Raw genomic sequence first — 23225 nt, 5'->3', positions numbered from 1 at the left:
TTCACGGCATAGGATATGACAGACTCAATAATCATATTTCTGATCAACATTCCTTTCATCCACACTAATTCCTTCTTTCATCCACTTGGGCATTGGTTTATCTTTTAGGTAATGATCAAAGAACTGCCCCATACGGATAGTCCAGTCTTTCTGTGCAGGCAATCCATTCAGTGTATGGTCTTCTCCTTTATAATTCAGTAACCAGGCCGGTTTCGCCAGTCTGCGCATAGCCAGGAAAAGATCTAATCCCTGCGTAAATGCAACGGCTCCGTCTTTATCATTATGGAAGATCAGCAAAGGTGTCTGTATCTTATCTGCATTAAAGATGGGAGAATTTTTAATGTACAGGTCTTTGCCTTCCCATAAATTTTTACCAATACGGGATTGTTCTGTTTCATACTTGAAAATACAGGGCGCCCCATTACTTCTTACAGCGAAATAATTGTAAGTCATATTCGTCACAGCAGCACCTGCATTCACACAAGCAAAAATATTCGTACGTGTAATGATATAAGCGACTTCATAACCAGACCAGCTATGCCCCTGTAAACCAATATGCGCCTTATCTGCTATCCCTCTCTCTATCATGGCTGAAGTACCGCTGACAACGGCATTATAAGCACTTTCACCAGGTTCTCCTACCGTAAAGTGTACATCCGGGCGGAATACAACATATCCATTGCTCACATAAGTTGGAATATTGATCGTACAGGTACTGTACATAGGTGTAAAATATTCATGCAGGTCTTCCGTATGCGTTTCATAGAAGTCCACGATCATCGGATACGTTTTCGTAGAATCATAATTCTCAGGTAAGTACAACAATCCCTGGTTCTCCCTGCCTTCATAATTCTTCCATTGTACCACTTTTGCAGATCCCCAATTGTAATCCTTTTGCTGAGGATTAATATCTGTCAGCCGCTGCTGCCTGGTAAAATCGCTGCATCCCCACCAAAGGTCTTCACAGGTATTGTAATTCTCCTTCGAAAAAACGCATGATTTTCCGTCTCCTGCCATCTCCATTACTTTCACAGAATAAGCAGGATCATCAACCAGAGCTTCCACCTTATGGTTTGCCAGCCGGTATACTCCTTTTGCTTTGGTATGCTCATTAAAACTGTGGAGCAGCAGGGGTTTCGAAATATCCAGGTGTTCATTATATTCAGCAGATAACAAACGGAATCTTACACCATGTTGTCTGCCATAACCATTGGTTACAGAATAAGCTTTCTTCTTACCGCTAAGATCTATCACCCACAGATCATAACGATCGTATATCACCGCGCTGCTGCCACCATCTGCCCATCCTGCAAGGCCATACGATGGTGCAGGTTTAGGCATGTCAAAATCTTCTTCGTGCACAGGATAACCGATCTGATCTGAAATATCAATGAACTGACGGGTAGCTGTATCCAGCACCTGCCACTCCTTTTTCACCGCATTATAAATCACTGCATATTTACCATTTGGACTCCATTGCGGATTTGCGTAACAATCCTTTGCGACGAGAGTACGTTCTCCTGTATGAACATTCACCATGTAAATATCATCGTTATTATTATAACGCCAGTCTATCGTATAAATGTAGGGCTTAGGGTCTGTTTGTAAAACGTAGTTGTAATTATCAGCATCAGGTGCCATCAAAAACCCATTCATATTCTCCCCTCTTACCTCTACCCATTTCTTTTTATCAATATGGTAGATATATTTTGGCTCATCCAATGCGGTCTTATTATATACACCTCTGCGTTGTTTTCGTTGTGTCACCGGCTCATTCCATGTCCACAACTCCAGTTCAAAACCTGTATTCCCGCGCTTTCCTGCTGCCGGAGCAACAGGATGCAAAGGGATGAGATCCGGCAAGAACTCTTTCGTTTCAGCTGTAATCTCATATGCCCGGGTTTCTATACGGTAACCGGCAGGCGCTTCAATTTCATTAAAATTCAGTATCTGCTGAGGAACACCTTTCTTTACAGAAAAAGTATACAACCGATTATCAGATAAAATAGTACCTGTTCCCTTTTCAGGATCAAAAGAATAATCTGTAACATCTCCGGTGAACAAGATTTTCTTCTCTCCCTTCAAAGGGCCGGCAAGCAACTTCATATTCCGTATATAAATGATAGATTGGCCATACAGCGTATATTTTCCCTCATGCTCTATGACAGTACTATCATTTGTCTCCACATTCCAGATCACCATCCTGTTATTACCATAGATAACGTTGGCAGATGCGGTACCGCAATTGATATAAGAAGATTTATCCCACAGGACCTTCTTCCCGTCCTTTAACCGTACCAGGACCATCGAGTCCTTTGGGGTAGTATACTTCAGCCATTTACCATAATCAAAGAAATCAGTGCTTCTTACATTATCCAGCTGTATCTCTTTCCCATTATGTGTGTTCGCCAGATACGTCGTATTTCCTTCTGCGTAATGGTACATCACCCATTCGCCATCATACGAAATCGTGGGGACCGCTAAATACCGCCACTCTTTATAAGCGGACGTATCCAGTGTTTTCTTTTGGGAAAACACTGGTAAAGTACATCCTATCATCACTCCTATAAGAAGACTCTTCATTAGTTTTCTGTTTTTAAGATCTCGATAACATAAGATATTTCATCTGCCAGTTTGCTGGGACTACCTTCATATCCTTCTGAGGTATAGCGGATATATCCATTTTCCACAATGATTTTCCTTGGTATTGCAGATGAATTAAAGAACGGGGTTAAACTTTTAAATACATTATTATCGTATAACACGTTAAAACGGAAGCCGGATGTGCTGATATACTTTTTAATATCTTCCTTATAAGTTTTAGACCTTGGCATTGTGGCAATAAAATAGAATCCCACAGACGGATCTTTCGCATATTTGTCTACCGCCAGCTGCATTCCGGGGAAAGCCATTTTACAGGGGAAACACCAGGTGGCCCAGAAATCGATCACAACGATCTTATCTTTCCAGTCAGCAGAACTGACAGTTTTCCCGTTCATGTCTTCCAGTTTAAAAGCAGTAAACTTCTCTCTGATCAGTTTGGCCTGGAGGTCTTCTTTTATTTTTTTCACATCATCCGCTGCTTTCAGTGATTCCAGGTAAACATCGAAACCGGCACTATCACCATGTAATTCTTTCAATTTGCTGATCATAGCCGGGGTAGCCGCGTTAGCTCTGATACCTAATTCCAGCATTGGCAGGACCTTTGTCTCTCCACCTGTATTTTCCAGTATCTTAATACGTGCTTCATTCAGAGCGGCGCCTGTATATTTACCTTTCTCCGTCAGCAAATCGAGGTAAGGTATTGCCTCTGTATACTTCCCCATCTTAGTGAGCAGGCGGATATGAATTGATAATTTATTGTCCATCTGCATACCCGCTATTTCGTCGGCCTGCATGTGTGTATAACGCACGTCCTCCATGTAAGACAGGTCATGTCTTTTCTTTATCATGGCATCGATCAGCGCTTTGGAAACAGGGTAGAGTTTCTCTACCGGTAACCTGTTCATTATGAAGACGCCTTCGATAATCGAGTGATAATTTTCATTCAGTGTAGCAAAATTCATATCCGGTATCAGCGCGAATAATTTATCGTTCTGATTAGACACAAAATAAGCAGGCGCTAATGTCCGGTAAGTATTGTAGTAAGTAAATGCCTGACTACCACCTGACTCTTTAACAGGAAAATCATGTAAAAATTTCTCCAGTGCTATCAATTTCTTTTCATCCAGGGGCATGCCATATGCCTCACTATAACGAGCGAATCTTGCTGTTTTCCCATGGGGATATTTCTGAAGAATAAACTGTCTTACAGAATCAGCTTTATGTTCGTCTTTGAGTTGAAAGCGATATACGTTCTGGAAAGTCACGTAATTATCTTCTGTCAGATTAGGATCTCTGGATAAACGCTCCATGCTACGTACTGCTTTCTCAGGGTACTCATCCCCTGTCTGTAATTTCAACATAGCCAGGTAGCTGTCAAAATACTTAGGCATATTCGGCAGGTAATCTTTCATCTCTTTCCTTACCCACATCTCTAATGCGTCATTACTGATCTCGAATTTATCAAAGTAATGAGGAGCTTTACCCATTGATGGTTTACGGAAAATACCCCATGCGAGTTGTCCGCCCGGTACATGTTTCCCGTCTTTACTTATTGTAGTGGCAACATAACCATGATCATTATTATTATCAGCAACTGTCACATTCCCATTTTCAGCTGTATAAAACAGTAATGCTACAAATGCACAATTCTCCGGTAATTTATACGTTCCTTTACCATCCTTTAATACGATATCATCTACTGCCCATTCATAATCATTGAACATATACACCAGGGCAGAGATATTGTCTTTCTGCTGTAAGGGGCCGCCTGTTTTAACGTAGTTGATACGCATTGTATCGCCTGCCACAGGAACACCAAAATCTTTCAGCCGGCTGCTGCTATCTGTCTGGCTGTACACGGCATGGCTTACGCCAAGCAGTATAGCCAGTATACTTATCCATCTATACTTCATTGTAATTGTTTTTAAAGAGAGTACCGGAGGCATTTCAAATGCCTTCCGGTATCTTCACTCGTTGGTAATTATGGTTGGTTAAGGATTTTGTTCTATTTCCGGGTTTAACAGGATATACTTCGTCCCTATAGGGAATACGTACCTGTTACTATTGGGTGTCAATGTATAATCCTGGTGATTCAGTGTGCGGGTTACCGTTACCTGTAAAGCAGCGTCTTTATTATATCTCTTCTGATCAATCCATCTTAGTCCTGTACCAAAAAATTCACGTCTTCTTTCTGCTACTACGCTTTTCAGTGCATCAGCAGCAGTGCCGGTTGCAAGGTCCGCATAATCAGCCGCTGCAAAACGCTGTTGTCTGAGTGTATTCAGTATACCGATCGCTGTGGCAGCATCATCTGCACGGGCAGCGCATTCTGCTTTTATCAGCATCATTTCAGGCACAGAAGGTCCCTGGCAGAAGTAATTACCTTCCTGGCTGTATTTGTATCTCCAGTAGCCATAACCAACAAATGTGGGATAAAAGTTACCACCTGGTTTTACAAATAGTGTGTAACGGGCATCCTTTGTACCTAACAGGTTTAGCAAAGCGGTATCCAGCTGTATACCTGTATATCCGTAGGTGTTGATCTTGGAAAAAATGACTTCCGGATCTGCCAAACGGTAAGGTATAGCCGCCGTATTACCCACGTAGGTGGGCAGATTCAGCAGACCACTTTGTAAAGACAATGCCTGATCAGCATAGGTACGCGCATTGGAAAAATCGCGTTTGCACAGGTATGTCCTGGCCAGTAATGCGTATACAGCCGCTTTGGACGGACGAGTATTATAATCTGGCAATGCAGGAAGATCATTCACAGCAGCCAGCAGGTCTGAAGTGATCTGATTATACACGGTAGCTACAGAAGCACGTTTAAGGCTGGCATACAAGTCTGGTGTAAGTAATAAAGGCACACCCAGGTCTGAAGCCGCAGTGGTACTGTCATACTGTTTAGCATAGATATTCACCAGGCACCAATACGCATATGCACGATGTACCAGCGCTTCTGCATACAATTGTTTCTTTAGTGCATCTGTTCCGTTTTCACTTGCCATCACCCCATCTGTTGCTTCATTGCATACATAGATGGCTTTGTATAATTTTTCCCAGTCTACATCCGATTGTGTATCTGACCAGTACTGCGCCTGCCAGGAGTAAGCATTTCTGTTAATATCGATCATGGCTACCTGCCTGGTAGTATCCATGAAACGGGTATCATCATTGGAATAGATAGGTAAACCAAATCCGCCTTCCAGTACTGAAGAGTTATCGAGTAATGCACGATAATCTTTTGTGTATTTTAACACACGATTCCCTATCTGATCTATTTCCACATATTTACGGCAACCTGTTGTTAACACGATCACCATCAAAAAATATATTGCTCTTTTCATTAGAATGATGCGTTGATGTTAAATAAATAGCTGGTTACCGGAGGCATGCTGTAATAGTTGGAATTGGCATTGAGGTATTCCGGATCCAGCTTTTCTTTGTTTTTTGCCCAGATCATACCGAGGTTGCGGACGTTACCGCTGACAGACAAACTCTTGAATACTCTTTTAGGAAGCATAGATGCCGGAAAATGATATCCCAGGGAAATCTGTTGCAGGCGTATATTATCTGCACTTCTCACCAGCTTATCTGAGAACTTGTAGCGTGTTATACTATTGTTGTTCACGTTCGTCAATCCTGGTACATCTGTATGTGCCTCATCTCCTGTTTGTTTCCATCTGTATGCAAGATCTTCCTGACGACCTAAAGTACCATAGAAGCTACTGAAGGTAGGGTAATTAGTGATGGAAGGTTTTAAGAATACATGTCCCATATAGTAGGTCATCTGCACGCCCAGATCAAAGTTCTTATAACGGAAGGTGTTAAAGAATCCTCCCTGGTAAGGCGCTATTTTCACACCTACATATTTCAGGTCATTGATATCAAATGCAGAAGTAAGGTTGGTGGTACTTTTAATCACATTTTTATCTCTGTCGTAAATCTGTGTCTGACCGGTAGCAGGGTCCAGACCAGCAGATCTGTACACGAAAGTAGCGCCCACAGGATAATTGTTAAGCGCAGAAAAACCACCCTGTACAAGCGCTGATGTGGTAGCGGTATTGTAACGATTATCTGTGATCCTCGTTTTGTTATAGGAGAAATTGAAAGTAGAAGTGATTGCCCAGTCTTTTTTATCCAGCAATTTGCCGGTAATACCAAACTCGTAGCCACTGCTCTTCATCTTTCCGGTGTTATATTCAAGAGAAGACCATCCGTAGGTAGCATCGTATGGGAGAGTCGTTAATATACCGCTACTTTTTTTCTGGTAAACATCCACATTTACTATCAGGCGGTTGTTGAACACGCGCAGGTCAATTCCTTCATTGATTGTACGGGTAGTTTCCCAGCCAAGCTGCTGATTGGCCGGATTGGTAATATTAGCTATCGGTAACTGTGTATTAGGATCAACCGCATTCAGCGATATAACGGCTGTATTATAGCCACTCAGCGGTACTGAACCACCTGTTCCATAGGTTAGCCTCAGATCCAGACCATTCAGCCAGGAAAAGTCCTGCATAAAATGTTCCTGTTGTGCATTCCATTTAAAACCAGCAGACCAGAAAGGCCTGGCCCTTTTACTGCGTGAAATTCCCAGCAGCGTGTAGTCGTCGAAACGTGCACTTGCACTTAAATTATAGCGGTCCTTATACACGTAGGCAGCATTGCCATAATATGAAAGGTAGCGGTTCTTTTGTTCGGAAATACCTGTTGTTACGGTTCCTATTGTAGTAGTATAACCATACATGGTCATGTAAGGTGTGGTAGGATTCACTGTACCAAAACTATTGGCATCTTTATCATACCCATACCGCGTACTACCGTAAGACTTATTATACGTTTCCCTTATCTCGGAGCCAAACAATCCGCTTATATGATGATCCTGCCCAAGAGAGTGGGAAAAGTTCAGCTGTCCGCGCAGACTATAATCATATGCGTTTGCATCAGTCATGGCATAAGATCCTCCATAAGGGACATTATATACCGGCTTACCGGTTGTAGAAGAAATAGTAGTAGCGGTGTTCATAAATATCCGGCCAACATAACTATTCACATCATTAATTGTAGTTGAATTATTGATATTACGCTGATAAGCACCTGATACGTCAAAGTCCATCCAGTTTGTGATTTTAGTATTCACACCCGCATTCAGGCGGATCTGGTTGGAAGTATTTTGGGTATTGGAATAATTCAGTTCATCAATAGCGTTATATGAAAAAGGAAGATATCCCTGTGCTACAAAACCAGCTGCTACTTCAGGACGGAAATTGATATCTCTAAGGATATGATTTCCATTATCATCTACCAGCATATCGTAAGGACGCAGGGATGTACTGGAATTACTTAATGCATCCAGTGCTGCCAGGTTAATTTTACTTGCTGCATACTGATAATTAAATCCTGTTCTTAATTTCACTCTTTTGTTAAACAGATCATTGGTGAGGTTGGCCGTTAAGAAAGTGTTCCTCGACTGGTTACTTCTGTAAATAGGAACGTCTTTATTGTAGTTACCAGATATATAATAAGAATTATTATCACCACCTCCGGATATTGATAAAGTATGTTGCTGATTTACGGCGTTCTGCAACAGGTATTTTTGTATCTGGGAATAATTACTTCTGGAAGATATCTTTGCGATAGCAGCATCAGCTTCCGCCTGTGTAGCCGTTCCTCTCTTTACTTTAAACAACCATTCTGCCACATCACTTGAGTTAGTAGTATATAACGGATCATAATAAGGAGAGGCAAGAGGATCTGTATAAAAGCCTTTGTTCACCATTTCTGTTTCCAGATCTACATACTGTGCGCTGCTCATCCAGTTGAGCTTTGAGAGGGGAGCTGGTTGGGAAATACCAACTGTAGATGAAATGCTCACTACAGGAGCTCCCTTTTTACCATGTTTGGTTTGTATCACTATCACACCGTTAGCGCCTCTGGCACCCCATACGGAGGTAGCCACGGCATCCTTCAGGAAGGTGATCTGTTCAATGTCTTCCGGGTTGAAAGCAGATAATATTGAACCATTAGCCATTGAAGAAACCGGCACGGAGGTGAGTTTCTGTTGATCACCGGTGGCGATCATCGGGAAACCATCTACAACGATCAATGGTGCGGTATTGTTTGTAAAAGTATTTACACTGCGGATCTGTATTGAATTCTTATAGATATCAAAACGTACACCCGGTACCTTTCCTTCCAGGCGTTCCATGAGGTTATTAGCAGGTACTTCTTTTAACTCTTTTGCGGTTACAACGCCATAAGAGCCGGTAGCCCTTTCTGCGGAGATGGTCTGATAACCGGTAGATACGTTTACGGTCACTTCGTCCATTGCAATAGGAGCTGGTTGCAACCTGATGGTAAGGTCTGTGCTGTTACCAATAGTGAGTTCCTGTGTTTTAAAGCCAACATAGGTAATGACGATTACGTCTCCTACATTCAGCGTTATGTTAAAGTATCCTTTTGCGTCTGTGATAACAGACCTGATGGTGGAACCTTTCAGTTTGACGGTAGCCCCCTCTAATGGGCCTCCCTGTCCGTCGGTAACATGTCCCTGAACGGGTACAGGTCTTAGTTCTGCCAGTATAGCTGGCAATGACTTCCTGCTTACGAAAATTGTTTGCTGCTGAATCAGGTATTGCAGGGATTGATTCCTGAAGATGATGTCCAGGAACTGTTTCAGCGGCATATCTGCTGCGGACACTGTTACTGTTTGCGCATCTTTAAGAAGGTTGCGGTCGCAGAAAATAAGATACCCCGTTTGTGTGCGGATGGTAGCAAATGTTTTTTCAAGCGGAATATTGCTGCCTGAAAGCGTGACTGACTGCGAAATCCCCTTTGCATTGACCCCCACTAATGCAATAAAAAGGAAGAAGGTGGTTAGTTTCATTACTAACAAGATTTTGGCTGAAAACCGGCTACCGTTCGGCCCACTATTGGGCATGGCATTGTTGGGCCGGTTACAAAAAGCATTTTTTTGCATACCTTGCACTTGGTTTGGTTGATTGAAAAAACAGTTGTCCCTAAAATAATTGTCTATTCGGTTTTACCAGGCTATGAGCCGCTCTGAATCTCACCTCAGAGCGGTTTTCCTTTGTAATACCGTATCATTAAAAAACAATTCCGCCAATGTTTTATGGTAATACGACCAGACGCTTACCATTCTCGATCCTGAAATGCACCCCTGACAATTTTAATCCCTCTAATACCTGCGATAGGTTCAGATTCCGTCCTATTTCTCCATAGAACTTAGTAGAGGGTATCCCCTGTTCATATATTACTTCTATGTCATACCATCTGGACAATTGCCGCATAACGGCCTCAATGCCCAATCCGTCAAAGTTGAAAACACCTGTTTTCCAGGCGATGACCTGATCAGTATTTACATCATTATTCACTGTTAATGTTTCGTTCACTGCAGCCTGTTGTCCAGGCTTTAATATGGTTGATTGTGTACCCCTGTTTACTTTTACGCTTCCTTCCAGCAGGGTAGTATTGATACTTTGTTCGTCACTGTATGCATTGACATTAAAACGTGTGCCCAGCACCTCTACAGCTGCTTTGTCCCCTATCTTCACCTTAAATGGCAGCGCCGCATTCTTCGTCACTTCGAAATAAGCCTCGCCGCTGATCTCTACTATTCTGTTTTTTATAAATGCGGTAGGGTATTTTAATGAACTCTCCGCATTCATCCATATTTCAGATCCATCCGGTAATACTACCCTGAATTGTCTTGCTTTAGGCGTTCTTATGGTATTATAACTTACGTCAGCGGCGTCTTTTGCATCATAAGACAGGATACCGTTCTGCAGGTTAAGGCTGGTACCCTGCTGAGTAGCGATGATACCATTCTTCAGACTGTCCAGTTCAATAACGTCCCCGTTTGCGAGTGTAAGAATGGCACCTGTCTTACCGGGAGCGATATCCTTTACCGCTACGATCTCTTTAGTTGCCGGTTGTTTGAATATCAGCCATGTACTGCTGCCTGCCAGTAATAATACTGCTGCCGCTGCCCACCACCAGGTACGCATTTTCCTTACCTTACCTTTTCCGTCTTCCCTCAGTTTCCTGTCCAGTTCCTGTAAGAACTCCGCTCCGGGAGCCTCATAAACGGTCCCTGTTGCAACCTGTTGTAATAAACGATGGAATTCACCGGCACCAGCTTCTGCGTACCAGTCAAAGAACATCAGTTCTTCCTCGCTGCTCAGCGTTCCTTCCATATATTTATTTAATAATAACAGTTTCTGTTCTTCGTTCATACAGGGGAATATATATTACAGACGAACTGCCTGGCAATTCGTATACGGTCATTTGAAAAAAATAATTATTTGCCCCTGGACCAGAGGATAAAAAGGAAGGAGAACAGGCCACCATGCTCTTTCAGGAGTTCTTTTAAGGCATGGAATGCAGCATAAAAATGTTTTTTGGCGGTGACTACAGCGATGCCGCATCTTTCCGCAATTTCTTCAAAACTGAGGCCTTCCTCTGTGCGTAACAGGAAAATCTCCCGTTTTTGGGGATCTAATCCATTGATGGCACGGGTAGCTATATCGTGAAATTCTTTATATACCAGCTGGTTATCTCCCCCCTCTGTTATCATTTCCTTTTTACTGATAGCTTCCATTGCCTTCAGATGTACTTTTTGTCGTCTCAGTACATCAAACAGCCGGTTTTTAGCAATTTTAAAGGCATAATCTTCAAAAGACCTTACCAGTAGCAGTTTTTCACGGGCTCTCCATATCTTCAGGAAAGTCTCCTGCAGGATCTCATCTGTTTCATCTCTGTCTTTGGTAATAAAAGTAATGGCTACCTGCAGATTGGGGTAATAATGAGTGTATAACCGGCCATAAGCATTCTGATCGCCGTCAGCTGCAGCTCGTACCAAAGCAATCTCATTCTCTAATAGTACGCGGTGAAAAAGTGAATTGTCTGAATGCGTCAAATAAAATAAAGAAGATTATTCTGCAAGATACATAATCAGTCCTGATGGTCACATATAATTTAAAAGAACGTGTAATTGTTTTCCCGGATAAAAATCATACCCGATCACTTAAAATAGCTAAATGCCCTACAGTATTGTATTCTGATCATTTTCCTGATATCAGGAAAATGATCAGAATACAATACTGTTACGAAGAAAATATTGGGAATTGTAATGATTTAATTTAAATTAGATATTACAACAATATACTGTTAACCACCAAAACTCAAGTTCCACTTTATGAAGAAAGAGCAGATTAATGAACTTTTCGGGCAATTTGAAAATGCCTGCTATGATTATAAAGGTATAGAATGCTGGAGCGCAAGGGAGCTGCAGGTCATTCTTGGCTATCACAAATGGGAGAATTTCCTGAATGTAATCGAGAAAGCAAAAAAAGCATGCGAAAACGCCGGGGCAGCGGTTTTCGATCATTTTCCTGATATCAGGAAAATGATCGGTTTAGCCAAGGGTGCGCAGCGGGAAATTGATGATATAGCGCTTACCAGGTATGCCTGTTATCTTATAGCACAGAATGGGGACCCTGCTAAACCTGAAATAGCATTTGCGCAAACTTACTTTGCTGTGCAAACCCGCAAACAGGAAATTATTGAACAAAGGTTACTTGATATAGCAAGAGTAACCGCAAGAGAAAAACTTTCAAAATCTGAAAAAAAGCTTTCAAATATTATTTACGAAAGAGGGGTAGATGAAAAAAGCTTTGCCGTCATAAGAAGTAAAGGCGACCAGGCACTATTCGGAGGATTTTCTACTAATGATATGAAACAGAAATTAAAGGTCCCCGATAGCAGGCCATTGGCAGATTTCCTTCCTACCCTGACAATTAAAGCAAAGGATTTTGCCACGGAGCTAACCAGCCATAATGTGACAGAAAAAGATATGAAGGGGGAAAACCTCATTTCTAAAGAACATGTTGATAACAATGCCGCTGTACGCAAAATGTTAATTAAACGCGGCGTAAAACCTGAGCAGTTGCCACCTGCAGAAGATCTGAAAAAGGTGCAAAGAAGGCTGGAGGGAGATGAGAAAAAGGTTTTGAAGGATGCAAAGAAAAAAAAATAATAAATTATGCCTGATGGCCAGGTAGATAATTCAATGCAGCAAAACAGCAAAACCCTTTACCACACTACATTCTGATCATTTTCCTGATATCAGGAAAATGATCAGAATCAAAAAGTAAACAGGAGAAGCTAAAGAGATGAAAAAAAGAGGTGAAAAAAAAGTACCTTAAAATCAAATCTGATATGGTCCATGAAAATATACCTCATCCCTTTTATAACACTTATTTTCAGCGCAGGAATCTCTCATGCACAGTTCAAAGTAATCGCCTTCTATACAGCCAAAGAAGACCAGGCACATATCAGCTATGTACATGAAGCTAATAAATGGTTTCCTGCCATGGCCAGGAAGTACCACTTCACTTATGATTCTACCAACAACTGGAATAACCTGAACACAGCATTCCTTTCCAAATACCAGGTAGTATTGTTTTTGGATACCCGTCCGGATAAAGAGGAACAACGAAAAGCTTTTCAGCAATACATGGAAAATGGCGGCGCCTGGATGGGTTTTCACTTCGCCGGCTTCGCACTTACGCCTTCAGATTATCCTCAAAACTGGGACTGGTATCACAATGAGTTCCTGGGATCCGGCTCTTATAGCAGCAATACCTGGAGGCCTACGTCTGCAATACTCAGGGTTGAAGATCCTGAACACCCTGCGGTGAAGAATCTGCCTGTAACCTTCAGATCAGCTCCCAATGAGTGGTACAGATGGTCAAATGATCTGAGGAAAAACCCGGATATTAATATATTACTCTCTATCGACTCTAGCAGCTTTCCTCTTGGAACAGGCCCAAAACTGCATGAAATATGGCATAGCGGATACTACCCCGTTGCGTGGACCAACAAAAAATACAGGATGCTGTATGTTAATATGGGGCATAATGATATCGATTATGAACACCATACCAATAAGGAATTATCCTTTACCTTCGATAATGAGATACAGGATAAATTTATTTTAGATGCCCTATTATGGTTAGGTAATGGTAAAAAAAGGAAATGAGCCGCCCCTCATCGTTACACTCCGTCTTAATGATGAACATCAGCAGTTTTTTAATGCGTTACGGGCCGCGCATTTCCCTGCTCATGCAAATTACCTGCATGCACATATTACGTTATTCCATCACCTGCCTTCTGATGAGCCATTCATCAGAGAGCAACTGCTGAAATTTTCTCATCATACAACGATCTCTTTACAGGTATGTGAATTACGATACCTGGGTAACGGTGTCGCATACAGTTTACAATCAGAAGAACTGTTACGGCTGCATGCAAAAATGCAGGACGCATTTTTGCCCTGGCTGAACAGCAAAGATCAACAGGTATTATGGCCGCATATTACGGTGCAGAATAAATCCACTGCTTTTAAATCACAACAATTATTTGAAAAGCTACAGGAAGATTTTATTCCTTTTGAGATCAAAGCAACCGGTATCAATACCTGGTTGTATTTAAAAGGCCCCTGGAAGATGGTTGAAACATTCCCTTTTGAGAAATAGCATTTGTTTTGGATTCATGGGCGTTTTTGCCTGTGGTGTAGCAGGAAGCCCTGTAATGAACGGGAAAATGTACGATAATAATGTATACCGGACGCTACCTGGGTCCCCCGGAAAACCCTGAAGGGGAGGAAAATGCCAACCTGCCTGCTAAAGCAGGGAACCTTAAAGAGAAACTTTTATTGATATATGGCACTATAGACAGCTCCGTTGTATGACAGTATTCAATTAAATTTTTAATGGCCGCGGCAGACAAAAAGGCACAGGCAGATTGTTTCGTTTATCCGGGTTATGAGCATAACGTGCGCGGTTATGAGAGGATTCACTTCATGCAAAAAGTGAGTGATTATTTTGATTTATATCTGAAAAACCTGAAATAATAATTGATTGATTTCTAATTATATTTGGTGGCCGGGTTTATTAAAGGTATCTTCACTGCACATTATAATATAATACAATTTTAAATGAGCACAAAATTAAACGGAACTGTAAAGTTCTTCAACGAGACAAAAGGATTTGGTTTCATTAAACATGATGAATCCAATAAAGAAACTTTTGTACACGTAAATGGTCTCGTTCATGAGATCCAGGCTGATGACCGCGTTGAGTTTGAATTACAGGAAGGAAAGAAAGGTATGAACGCCGTTAACGTTAAACGTATAGATTAAGCTTGCTTATCTTTATACAATGTTCGCAGGGCTAACTTAACAGTTAGCCCTGCTTTTTTATGCCCACTTCATGCTTCAGACAGGACGGAGAGTGGACGGAGCCTGCCTTAAAAAAACCTTAAAAAAAGAGAATGCTGTCCCATTGCAATCGTTAGTAGTAATTTAGTTAAAGATCTGTTAAGAGTAACGTACGTTCACCCTATTCAATTACCCTCTAATAACCTAAAATCCCCTTTCAGACATGAAAAACAAGTATGTAATGTACCTGGCGGTAGTCAGCGTATTCATCTTTTCCGCATGCGGTAAAGAACAGCAAAAAGCCAACAAAGACGTAACACCTTCCGCTACAGTAACTGCCCCTGTAGATGCACAGAGCAAAGATCTGGTACTTACACCAGGCGGCTGGCGTCCGGCTTCCAAAGTAGGACGCGTAGCGCCCGGTGAACACCTCACGGTGAACGGTGAAAGGCTCAGCAAAGTAGATGCTGCCGGTAAAGTAATCCAGGACTTCGGCGCTATTGAGAAAAAAGCCGGTAACCTGCCAGACTATCCTACCAACGTCACCATTCCTGAAGGACGCAAGGTATTACCGCTGGGTTCCGGCTGGATCGCCTACACTTACTGGACGAACTCCTCCTCCACTCCGATTACATCTTTCAGCAGTACGTTTGTAGTGCCACCAGCTCCATCCACATCAAATGGACAAACGATCTTCCTTTTCCCTGGCTTGCAAAACTCTTCCTACATCCTGCAACCTGTTCTGCAATGGGGTCCTTCAGCTGCCGGCGGTGGTAACTACTGGGCTATTGCCAACTGGTATGTAGATGGTTCCAACGGTACTGCACTGTTCAGCAACCTGGTACGTGTAAGCGCAGGCACCAGTTTAACAGGTATCATGACACAAACCGGTACTACCGGCAGTAACTACAATTATACTTCTGCTTTTAGCGGGTATTCTTCTATCACACTCACGGTTAACAACATCCAGAAACTCTACTGGGCAGCCGAGTCACTGGAAGTATATGGTGTAACAGTATGTTCTGATTATCCTAATACCTCCAAAACAAGGTTCAGCAGCATTCAACTGTTAGTAGGCGGTGCACAGTCATCTCTTTCATGGAGTGTAGCCAATGCTGTGACCGATTGCGGTCAGCATGCCACTGTGGTTACCAACGGTACTCCTAATGGTATTGTAGATCTTTACTATTAACAGGATTTGGTTTCATCAATAGGGCCGTTCTGCAATATTGCAGGGCGGCCTTTTATTCATGCCATTTACCGGTATTCTTGTTGAAACTATATAACAGGTAAAACAATGCGGGAAGAATAAGAATACTACCCAGCAACAGCGCCATCCCCAATGAATAAATTGCCTTATCCTGACCAGCATGTTCCATCAGGGATAAATATCTTCCTCCTTTCATAATCACAATATTGGGATAATGACGAAGCGTAATGGCCAGTAAGATCATCGTTACCTGAAACCCTGCCAACACACGAATGATGATCACCTTTCCTTTTTTAAGCAGTAAATACCACAATAATACCAGCGACAAAGACGCTGCTGTAATTGCAATAATTCCCACTGCATTCCCAAACAGCCAGTTATCCAGGGGTATCCCTTCAGAATGTGCTACCACAAATACTACCGCACCAAATACTACGGCCGCTACATTCATCTGTTTAGCCTTGCGGATAAACCGTTTGCGATTATGCTCATCTTCTGTTTCTCCTATAATAAAAATAGCTGCCAGGAACCCGCAGATAGCTACGGTGAAAAACCCTACTGCTACAGAAAACCAGCTCAGCCAGCTGAATATATAGGCAGATAAAAAGTCATGTGCATCAGGATCTATCCTTCCGGATACTGCACTGGCAGCTATCACACCTAAAAAGAAAGGCGTGATAAAACTGGAATACACGAAGATCCTGTTATACACCTTCTGCATATTATCAATGACTGCATCATAATTCCTGAATGTAAAAGCTGTTCCCCGTGCGATAATACCGAATAACATAATCACCAACGGAATATGTAAATGGGTGGAGATCGTTGCGTAGATATCCGGGAAGCCTACAAACAGCACTACTATCGCAATGATCAGCCACATATGATTGGCTTCCCATATCGGGGCAATGGCCCTGTACATGGTAGTGCGGGTATGCTGCTTATTTTTCTCAGATGTAAATAATTCTATGATACCTGCGCCAAAATCAGCCCCACCCAGCAAAATATACAACAGTATGGCAGTCCATAGATAAACAATCACTACGTAAATCATACAGCCTGGTTTTTAACATCATAAATTTTACCTACCATTTTGATCTGCCTGTATAACAGGAATGTAACGATCAGCGACAGGGAAATATACATAGCGGTGAAAATGTAAAAGGAATAAACAATGCCAGGCATTGGCGTAACGGCATCAGCAGTACGCATGATACCATTGATGATCCAGGGTTGCCGCCCTACTTCCGTGACCGTCCATCCGGCTTCTACCGCGATGAATCCCATTGGCGTAGCAATGACGAACATACGTAATAACCATTGTCGTGACAACCAGCTCTTTTTCTTCAGGATAGCGATGAAATAACAAACGGCTATCAGCAACATTACCATCCCCAGTCCTACCATTATCTGGAAAGCATAATGAGTAATTGATACAGGAGGCTGATTCTCCACAGGAATTTTATCTAACCCGTCTACAGGTGTTTTAAAATCACCATGTACCATAAAGCTTAATAAACCCGGGATTTGCAGACCATAGTTCACTTTCTGCGCTGCCACATCAGGAATCCCTCCTATTAGCAGCGGAGCGGCAGGTTCTGTATGAAAATGGGCCTCCATGGCAGCCAGTTTTGCCGGCTGGCGTTTGGATACGTCTTTAGCAGAAATATCTCCGCTTAATGGTTGTAAAAGTGCTGCCACACAGGCAAAAACGGCTGCAATCCGGAATGCCTGCGTATGGAAATATACGTTCTGCTTTTTCAATATCATCAGGGCATGAATGCCTGCTACGGCGAAACCCGTGGCGGAAAATGCTGCAATACACATATGTAAGGCCTGTGAAAACCAGGCATCGTTGAACATGGCTTTGACGGGATCTATGTTCAGATATTGCCCATTCACAAAGTCGAATCCTGCAGGACTATTCATCCATGCATTGGCAGCTACTACCAGGATACCGGATACCAGTCCGCTCACTCCTACTACAACCCCGGTCAGCCAGTGAAACCATTTATTGAAGCGGTCCCACCCATACAGGAAAAAGCCCAGTGCAATGGCCTCTATAAAGAAGGCCGTTCCTTCCAGGGAAAAGGGCATCCCGAAGATGGGGCCTGCATGTTTCATGAACTCCGGCCATAACAGCCCCAGTTCAAAGGACAGCACGGTACCGGATACCGCTCCTGTGGCAAAAAAGATAGCCACTCCCTTACTCCATGCCTTTGTGATATTCTTATAAACGATGTTGTTAGTGCGTAGCCAGTAGAAATGCGCCACTGCCATAAAAAAAGGCATTACCATTCCAATACACGAGAACACAATATGAAAGCCCAGCGAAAGCCCCATCTGCGACCTGGCAGCTATAAAATCATTCATATATATATTTTGTATAAGTCAAAACTACTAAATACTCAGCACCACGTCCCTGATAAAGATCATATTTTCGTCAGATTAGCTAAAAATGCTTGCAAAGCGGCTAAAACGATTACCTTTGCACATTTATGAAGAAAATTATAGATTACCGGAAGCTGCTTGGAGTGACAAAAACCACGGAATTACAGGAATTAAAGACCATTTACCGAAATTTAATGAAGGAATGGCATCCTGACAAATTCCAGGACGATGACGCTAAAAAGCAGGAAGCTGAAGAAAAAAGCAAACAAGTGATTGAGGCTTACCACTTTCTGGTAAGTATTGCTCCTGAAACTATTGAGGCTGCCTTACCTCAATATACAGAAACGATCTCTGCGTCCATGATCCTGGACTTCTCTTATACAAAGACAACCTTACTCCTTACTTTCCACGACGGTAGCAGTTATGAGTATTTCGAAGTTCCGAAAGCGCTCTATATTAAGCTCGTCAATTCAGATTCTCCCGGAAGATTCTGCCGCAGGCATATCTACCACGAATTTGTATACCGCAAAGTGAGCAAGGCCGTGGTAGCATAATTGCTGCCATGGACCGGATCGCAACTATATACACTGATGGAAGTTGTCATACCCAGCACCTCAATGGGGGCTGGGCGGCGATCATTTTTATCGATGAAGAGAAAGTAGTGCTTACCGGTGAAGCAACAGACACCACACATAACAGGATGGAACTCACTGCCGTGATCAAAGCCATCCAGTATGTAAAAGAACATCATCCAGCCATTACGGCTATACGTATTATTTCAGACAGCCAGTATGTTGTTACACTGGCAGACAGAAAAGAAAAGCTCTCCGCCCGTTCCTTTTCCACTAAAAAAGGAACGGATATACGTAATGCAGACCTTGTTAAATTATTCCTCGATCTCATCGTTGACCCTCCCGTTGAATTTATAAAGATCAAAGCCCATCAAAAGAGTAATAACGAACTCAATTTCAATATTGTAGTAGATAAACTTTCCCGTAGTATCGTTCGAAAACAGCCATAACAGCCACCTTACACTTATCTGCCGAAACACGCCGTTTATGAAAAAATTGCTGCCGCTGGTTAAGTACCGGTTTCATAATGGGATTACCGGACACATATTTACAGCGTAAAATCTTATCATAATAAAAAATTAACCGATGCCCAAAGTACCCCAACTTTTTGTTGCCTCATTGCTATGCCTGTCACTTTTTAATGCATGTTCCAAAGAAGGTCCTACAGGACCCAAAGGAGATACCGGAGAGACCGGAGCCACCGGAGCTGCAGGCCCAACAGGTGCCACCGGACCTGTTGGAACAGCCAATGTGATTTATTCTGCCTGGACATATGCACATAATTTTAACGATTCTACAGTAGATAATTCCAATATCAAAGCAGGTTACGTTGATGCGCCAAAAATCACCTCTACTATTCTGAATTCAGGTGATGTAAAAGTATACTTTACGTATGGTGGGGGTACTTTCATACTACCTTATACAAGTAATGCAGGTGGTAAACCAAACACCATTTCATTCACCCCTTTACTGAGTAAAATACTGATATACCGCTTCACACATGATAACTCAAATTCAATAGCGCTCAGTACATTACTGCAATACCGTTATGTGATCATACCTGGTGGTGTGGCTGCAAGAAAAAATAATATCAACTGGGATAATTATGCTGAAGTAGCAGCATACCTGGGTTGGAAAGACTAAGTTGTTGTTGTGTCTTTGTTGAAACTAAGAAGCCGTATCTTTTTCTGATACGGCTTCCCCTTTTATAATATGAGGCCATGACTGGCCAGTTTCTCTTTTGTAGAAGCATAATCTACGTGCAATAACCCGTTAATACCGAGGCCTTCAGCCACGGACACGAACATTGCACGATCTTCTATATACAATACTTCCTTTGGTTGTACGAATGCGATATCCAGTGCAATACGGAAGATGTCCGCATCCGGTTTGCGGAAATGAACAAAGCAGGAAGAAATGAAAAAGTCCACAAATTTATTGATCCCGAATGTGGTGATCCTGTATTGATTTAACTCACGCCCTTCATTATTCACGATAGCGATCTTTAAGCCATACTTTTCTTTCAGCCTGCAGACCATCTCTATCATTTCATCGTAAGGTTCCGTTCGGGAGAACATAAACTCTTTAAATGTATCCCTGGTAAAACTACGGTCCTCGTAGAATACGATCCTGTTAAGATACTCATCCATCGTGAGTTTACCTTCCTCATAAGTATCAAAGGTAAGGTGATGCCTTTCTTCGAACTCTATCGGATCGAGAGAGAAAGTACTTGCCGCCAGCTTGCGCGCTGCGCGATCCCAGCCATTAGTCAGGAGAACACCGCCTATGTCTATAAATAGTGTGGTAATTGAAGATGTCTGCGCCATAATGTTTATCTAATAGACCACTAATTTAAGCATTATGCGTTAATGCCTCACAATTACATCCTCCAGTTCTTCTAGTGTTTTTCCTTTTGTTTCTTGTACATTTCTCCAGATGAATATAAAACCCAGTACACAAATCACCGCATAAATGTAAAAAGTACTGTCTTTCAGCCTTTCAAAAAGGATAGGGAAAGTGAATACCAGTACGAAATAAGCCGCCCAGAGGGACAATACAGCAATAGAAGTGGCAGCGCTCCGGATCTTGTTGGGGAATATTTCTGAGATCAGGACCCAGGTAACAGGCGCTAACGACATCGCATATGTTCCTATGGCTGCCAGCAGGAACCAGGATACATTGGCAGAACCTGCCGCCAGCATTCTTACCACGATAATATACAGGATAGCCAATCCACCGGCCCCTATCAGCATTAACGGTTTGCGACCGAGTTTATCCACTAATACCATCGCCAGCAACGTAAATACCAGGTTTACCCCACCGATGAAAACCGTCTGTAATAACTGCCCGTCCTGCGAAACACCTATACTCTGGAAAATTCTGGGAGTGTAATTGAAGACTACGTTGATACCGCATAACTGCTGGAAAACAGCCAGGATGACACCGATAAATACGGCGGGTAATACGGCCTTATTAAATGCAGGGCCTACACTTAGTTTTTCATTCATCGACCGCTCGATGATCCCCAGTGAATCCTTTGCATTGCCTATTTTTTCCAGTATTACTCCGGCTTCTGCCGACCTGCCCGCTTTTACCAGCCAGCGGGGACTTTCCGGCAGCCATAAGGCCCCGGCGAAGAATAACAGGGAAGGAATGATACCCAGCCCAAACATCCATCTCCAGGCATCCGGGCCATTATTTCTTAACGTATAATTTACCAGGTTAGTTACCAGTATACCTGTCACTACGGTCAACTGGTTAATGGCCACCATACGGCCCCGTAAATGCGCCGGCGCTACCTCTGCGATGTACATAGGGGACAACATGGACGCCATGCCCACACCAATCCCTGCCACCAGCCGGAAGCCTATAAAGAAATCCCGGGCCGGCGCTAAAGCCATCGCCAGAGAAGAAATGCCAAAGATGGCTGCGGCCAGTAACAGGCCCTTTTTACGCCCGTATTTATCTGCCATAGTACCAGCTACCAGACAGCCGATAATTGCCCCCAGGGCCAGACTGCCAGTCGCAAATCCTTCCCAATAGGCATCCAGACCAAACTGTTGCTGTAAAAAGGGCAATGCCCCTGAAATAACGGCGAAATCAAACCCAAACAGGTAACCTCCCAGTGCAGAAATAAAGGAGATCCCAAGGATATAGGTATTATTATAAGATTGCTTCATAACTGGATTTTAATTATCTCACTCCAAACGCGTAAATCGTATGTTTCTCATACACTTCTCCCGGATGTAAAATAGTACTTGGGAATGAAGGATGGTTCGGGCTGTCAGGAAAAGCCTGTGTTTCCAGCGCTACTGCCCCATGTTTGGGATACAAACCGCCCAACCACCAGTTAGCAGTATACAACTGCATCCCCGGCTGATCTGTAAATACCCTTAGCTCCCGCCCTGTTACCGGTTCATATAACACCGCTGCTTCTGCTATTTCTCCCGCGCTATTTAAAACATAATTATGATCAAACCCTTTGTCATTGGGAAACTGATCAATGTCATCCCCTATCCGCTTAGGTTGCTGAAAATCCAGGGCGGTGCCCTCAACTTCAATAACACTGCCATCAGGTACATTATGATCGTTCTTACCGGTATAATGAGAAGCGTTAATCTGTAAAAGATGACCGGTTATCAATTCCTGCTCAAAACCACTTAAATTAAAGTAAGAATGATTGGTAAGATTCACAGGAGTAGGTTTATCCGTATGACCCGTATAGCGGACACTTAATTTACCCGTATTATCCAGTGTATATCGTACCTGTACCAGTAAATTACCGGGATATCCCTCTTCTCCATCTTTGCTTAAATATTCCATTACCACACCTACCCGATTCTCCTCCCTGATCTCTGCAACCACAGACCAGATCTTTTTATGAAATCCTTCAAAACCGCCATGTAAATGGTTGGTCCCATCATTCACAGAAAGTTGTACCGGTTGCCCCGCTAATGTAAACTTCCCCCCTGCGATACGATTGGCATAACGCCCCACTACACAACCAAAATACGCATCATTCTGCTCATAAAATGACAGGTTACGAAATCCTGCTACAATGTTCTTCATTACACCACTGCTATCTGGTGTGTAGATAGCCGTAACGGTACAACCGAGGTTCGTAATATTAATAATAATCTGATCATTTTTTAAAGTGATCAGGTACAGGTCTTTCCCATAACTCGTACTCAAAACAGATAACATA

At 42.7% G+C, this 23225-nt stretch carries 20 protein-coding genes; 9 read left to right on the top strand and 11 right to left on the bottom strand.

Going from position 1 to position 23225, the window contains the following annotated elements; translation table 11 throughout:
* Positions 1–24: 24 nt before the first annotated feature.
* The 6 genes from GO495_RS12565 to GO495_RS12540 all read right to left on the bottom strand — a co-directional run bounded on the left by GO495_RS12565 (position 25) and on the right by GO495_RS12540 (position 11545).
* Entirely contained in the window at positions 25–2583 is a 2559-nt protein-coding gene (locus GO495_RS12565) for a S9 family peptidase (protein WP_157300046.1), read from the bottom strand.
* Positions 2583–4517 (bottom strand): TlpA family protein disulfide reductase, encoded by a 1935-nt coding sequence (locus GO495_RS12560; protein ID WP_157300045.1) that lies wholly within the window; start codon positions 4515–4517, stop codon positions 2583–2585. The genes GO495_RS12565 and GO495_RS12560 overlap by 1 nt, the downstream gene beginning before the upstream one ends.
* A gap of 78 nt (positions 4518–4595) precedes the next feature.
* A complete protein-coding gene (locus GO495_RS12555) occupies positions 4596–5951 on the bottom strand; it encodes a RagB/SusD family nutrient uptake outer membrane protein (RefSeq protein WP_157300044.1) in 1356 nt (451 codons plus the stop codon).
* Positions 5951–9493, bottom strand: coding sequence for a SusC/RagA family TonB-linked outer membrane protein (locus GO495_RS12550; protein WP_157300043.1), 3543 nt, complete (start codon positions 9491–9493; stop codon positions 5951–5953). The genes GO495_RS12555 and GO495_RS12550 overlap by 1 nt, the downstream gene beginning before the upstream one ends.
* A 244-nt stretch (positions 9494–9737) precedes the next feature.
* A complete protein-coding gene (locus tag GO495_RS12545; protein WP_157300042.1) occupies positions 9738–10862 on the bottom strand; it encodes a FecR family protein in 1125 nt (374 codons plus the stop codon).
* Between the two features lie 65 nt (positions 10863–10927).
* Positions 10928–11545, bottom strand: coding sequence for an RNA polymerase sigma factor (locus tag GO495_RS12540; RefSeq protein ID WP_157300041.1), 618 nt, complete (start codon positions 11543–11545; stop codon positions 10928–10930).
* Positions 11546–11824: 279 nt separating this feature from the next.
* Between GO495_RS12540 and dinD the strand changes: the two genes are divergently transcribed.
* From dinD to GO495_RS12510, 6 genes are all read left to right on the top strand, one after another.
* Entirely contained in the window at positions 11825–12664 is an 840-nt protein-coding gene (gene dinD, locus GO495_RS12535; RefSeq protein WP_157300040.1) for a DNA damage-inducible protein D, read from the top strand.
* A 189-nt stretch (positions 12665–12853) separates the two neighbouring features.
* The gene (locus GO495_RS12530) at positions 12854–13669 is read left to right on the top strand and encodes a ThuA domain-containing protein (protein ID WP_157300039.1); all 816 of its coding nucleotides are present in this window, start codon (positions 12854–12856) and stop codon (positions 13667–13669) included.
* Complete coding sequence (locus tag GO495_RS12525; protein WP_157300038.1) at positions 13650–14165, top strand: 2'-5' RNA ligase family protein; 516 nt, start codon at positions 13650–13652, stop codon at positions 14163–14165. The genes GO495_RS12530 and GO495_RS12525 overlap by 20 nt, the downstream gene beginning before the upstream one ends.
* A 236-nt stretch (positions 14166–14401) precedes the next feature.
* Positions 14402–14542: a hypothetical protein gene (locus GO495_RS12520; RefSeq protein WP_157300037.1), complete on the top strand. Its 141-nt coding sequence runs from the start codon at positions 14402–14404 to the stop codon at positions 14540–14542.
* 84 nt (positions 14543–14626) lie between these two features.
* Positions 14627–14830, top strand: coding sequence for a cold-shock protein (locus tag GO495_RS12515; protein WP_157300036.1), 204 nt, complete (start codon positions 14627–14629; stop codon positions 14828–14830).
* Between the two features lie 241 nt (positions 14831–15071).
* A complete protein-coding gene (locus GO495_RS12510) occupies positions 15072–16040 on the top strand; it encodes a hypothetical protein (RefSeq protein WP_157300035.1) in 969 nt (322 codons plus the stop codon).
* A 52-nt stretch (positions 16041–16092) separates the two neighbouring features.
* Here the strand turns inward: GO495_RS12510 and GO495_RS12505 are convergent, their stop codons facing one another.
* Both GO495_RS12505 and GO495_RS12500 read right to left on the bottom strand, forming a co-directional pair.
* The gene (locus tag GO495_RS12505) at positions 16093–17112 is read right to left on the bottom strand and encodes a cytochrome d ubiquinol oxidase subunit II (protein ID WP_157300034.1); all 1020 of its coding nucleotides are present in this window, start codon (positions 17110–17112) and stop codon (positions 16093–16095) included.
* The gene (locus GO495_RS12500; RefSeq protein ID WP_157300033.1) at positions 17109–18431 is read right to left on the bottom strand and encodes a cytochrome ubiquinol oxidase subunit I; all 1323 of its coding nucleotides are present in this window, start codon (positions 18429–18431) and stop codon (positions 17109–17111) included. Before GO495_RS12500 ends, GO495_RS12505 begins: the two co-directional genes overlap by 4 nt.
* 125 nt (positions 18432–18556) lie before the next feature.
* Here GO495_RS12500 and GO495_RS12495 point away from each other — a divergent pair, with 125 nt between their 5' ends.
* The 3 genes from GO495_RS12495 to GO495_RS12485 all read left to right on the top strand — a co-directional run bounded on the left by GO495_RS12495 (position 18557) and on the right by GO495_RS12485 (position 20164).
* Positions 18557–19003, top strand: a complete 447-nt coding sequence (locus GO495_RS12495) for a KTSC domain-containing protein (protein ID WP_157300032.1) — start codon at positions 18557–18559, stop codon at positions 19001–19003.
* An 8-nt stretch (positions 19004–19011) separates the two neighbouring features.
* Positions 19012–19470 carry a ribonuclease H family protein gene (locus GO495_RS12490; protein WP_157300031.1) on the top strand — a complete coding sequence of 153 codons (459 nt, stop codon included), beginning with the start codon at positions 19012–19014 and terminating at the stop codon, positions 19468–19470.
* Positions 19471–19606: 136 nt separating this feature from the next.
* A complete protein-coding gene (locus tag GO495_RS12485; RefSeq protein WP_157300030.1) occupies positions 19607–20164 on the top strand; it encodes a collagen-like triple helix repeat-containing protein in 558 nt (185 codons plus the stop codon).
* Positions 20165–20226: 62 nt separating this feature from the next.
* On the opposite strand, the gene GO495_RS12480 is transcribed toward GO495_RS12485, so the two are convergent.
* The 3 genes from GO495_RS12480 to GO495_RS12470 are packed head-to-tail and all read right to left on the bottom strand — an operon-like array spanning position 20227 to position 23224.
* Positions 20227–20847, bottom strand: coding sequence for an HAD family hydrolase (locus tag GO495_RS12480; protein WP_157300029.1), 621 nt, complete (start codon positions 20845–20847; stop codon positions 20227–20229).
* A gap of 39 nt (positions 20848–20886) precedes the next feature.
* Entirely contained in the window at positions 20887–22200 is a 1314-nt protein-coding gene (locus tag GO495_RS12475; RefSeq protein ID WP_157300028.1) for a sugar porter family MFS transporter, read from the bottom strand.
* A gap of 13 nt (positions 22201–22213) precedes the next feature.
* Positions 22214–23224: an aldose epimerase family protein gene (locus tag GO495_RS12470; protein WP_157300027.1), complete on the bottom strand. Its 1011-nt coding sequence runs from the start codon at positions 23222–23224 to the stop codon at positions 22214–22216.
* Position 23225 lies beyond the last annotated feature (1 nt).

The sequence above is a fragment of the Chitinophaga oryziterrae genome (assembly GCF_009758125.1).
GTDB lineage: Bacteria > Bacteroidota > Bacteroidia > Chitinophagales > Chitinophagaceae > Chitinophaga > Chitinophaga oryziterrae.
The sequence above is the reverse complement of the archived record's forward strand: the minus strand, read 5'-3'. Positions and strand labels throughout refer to the sequence as shown.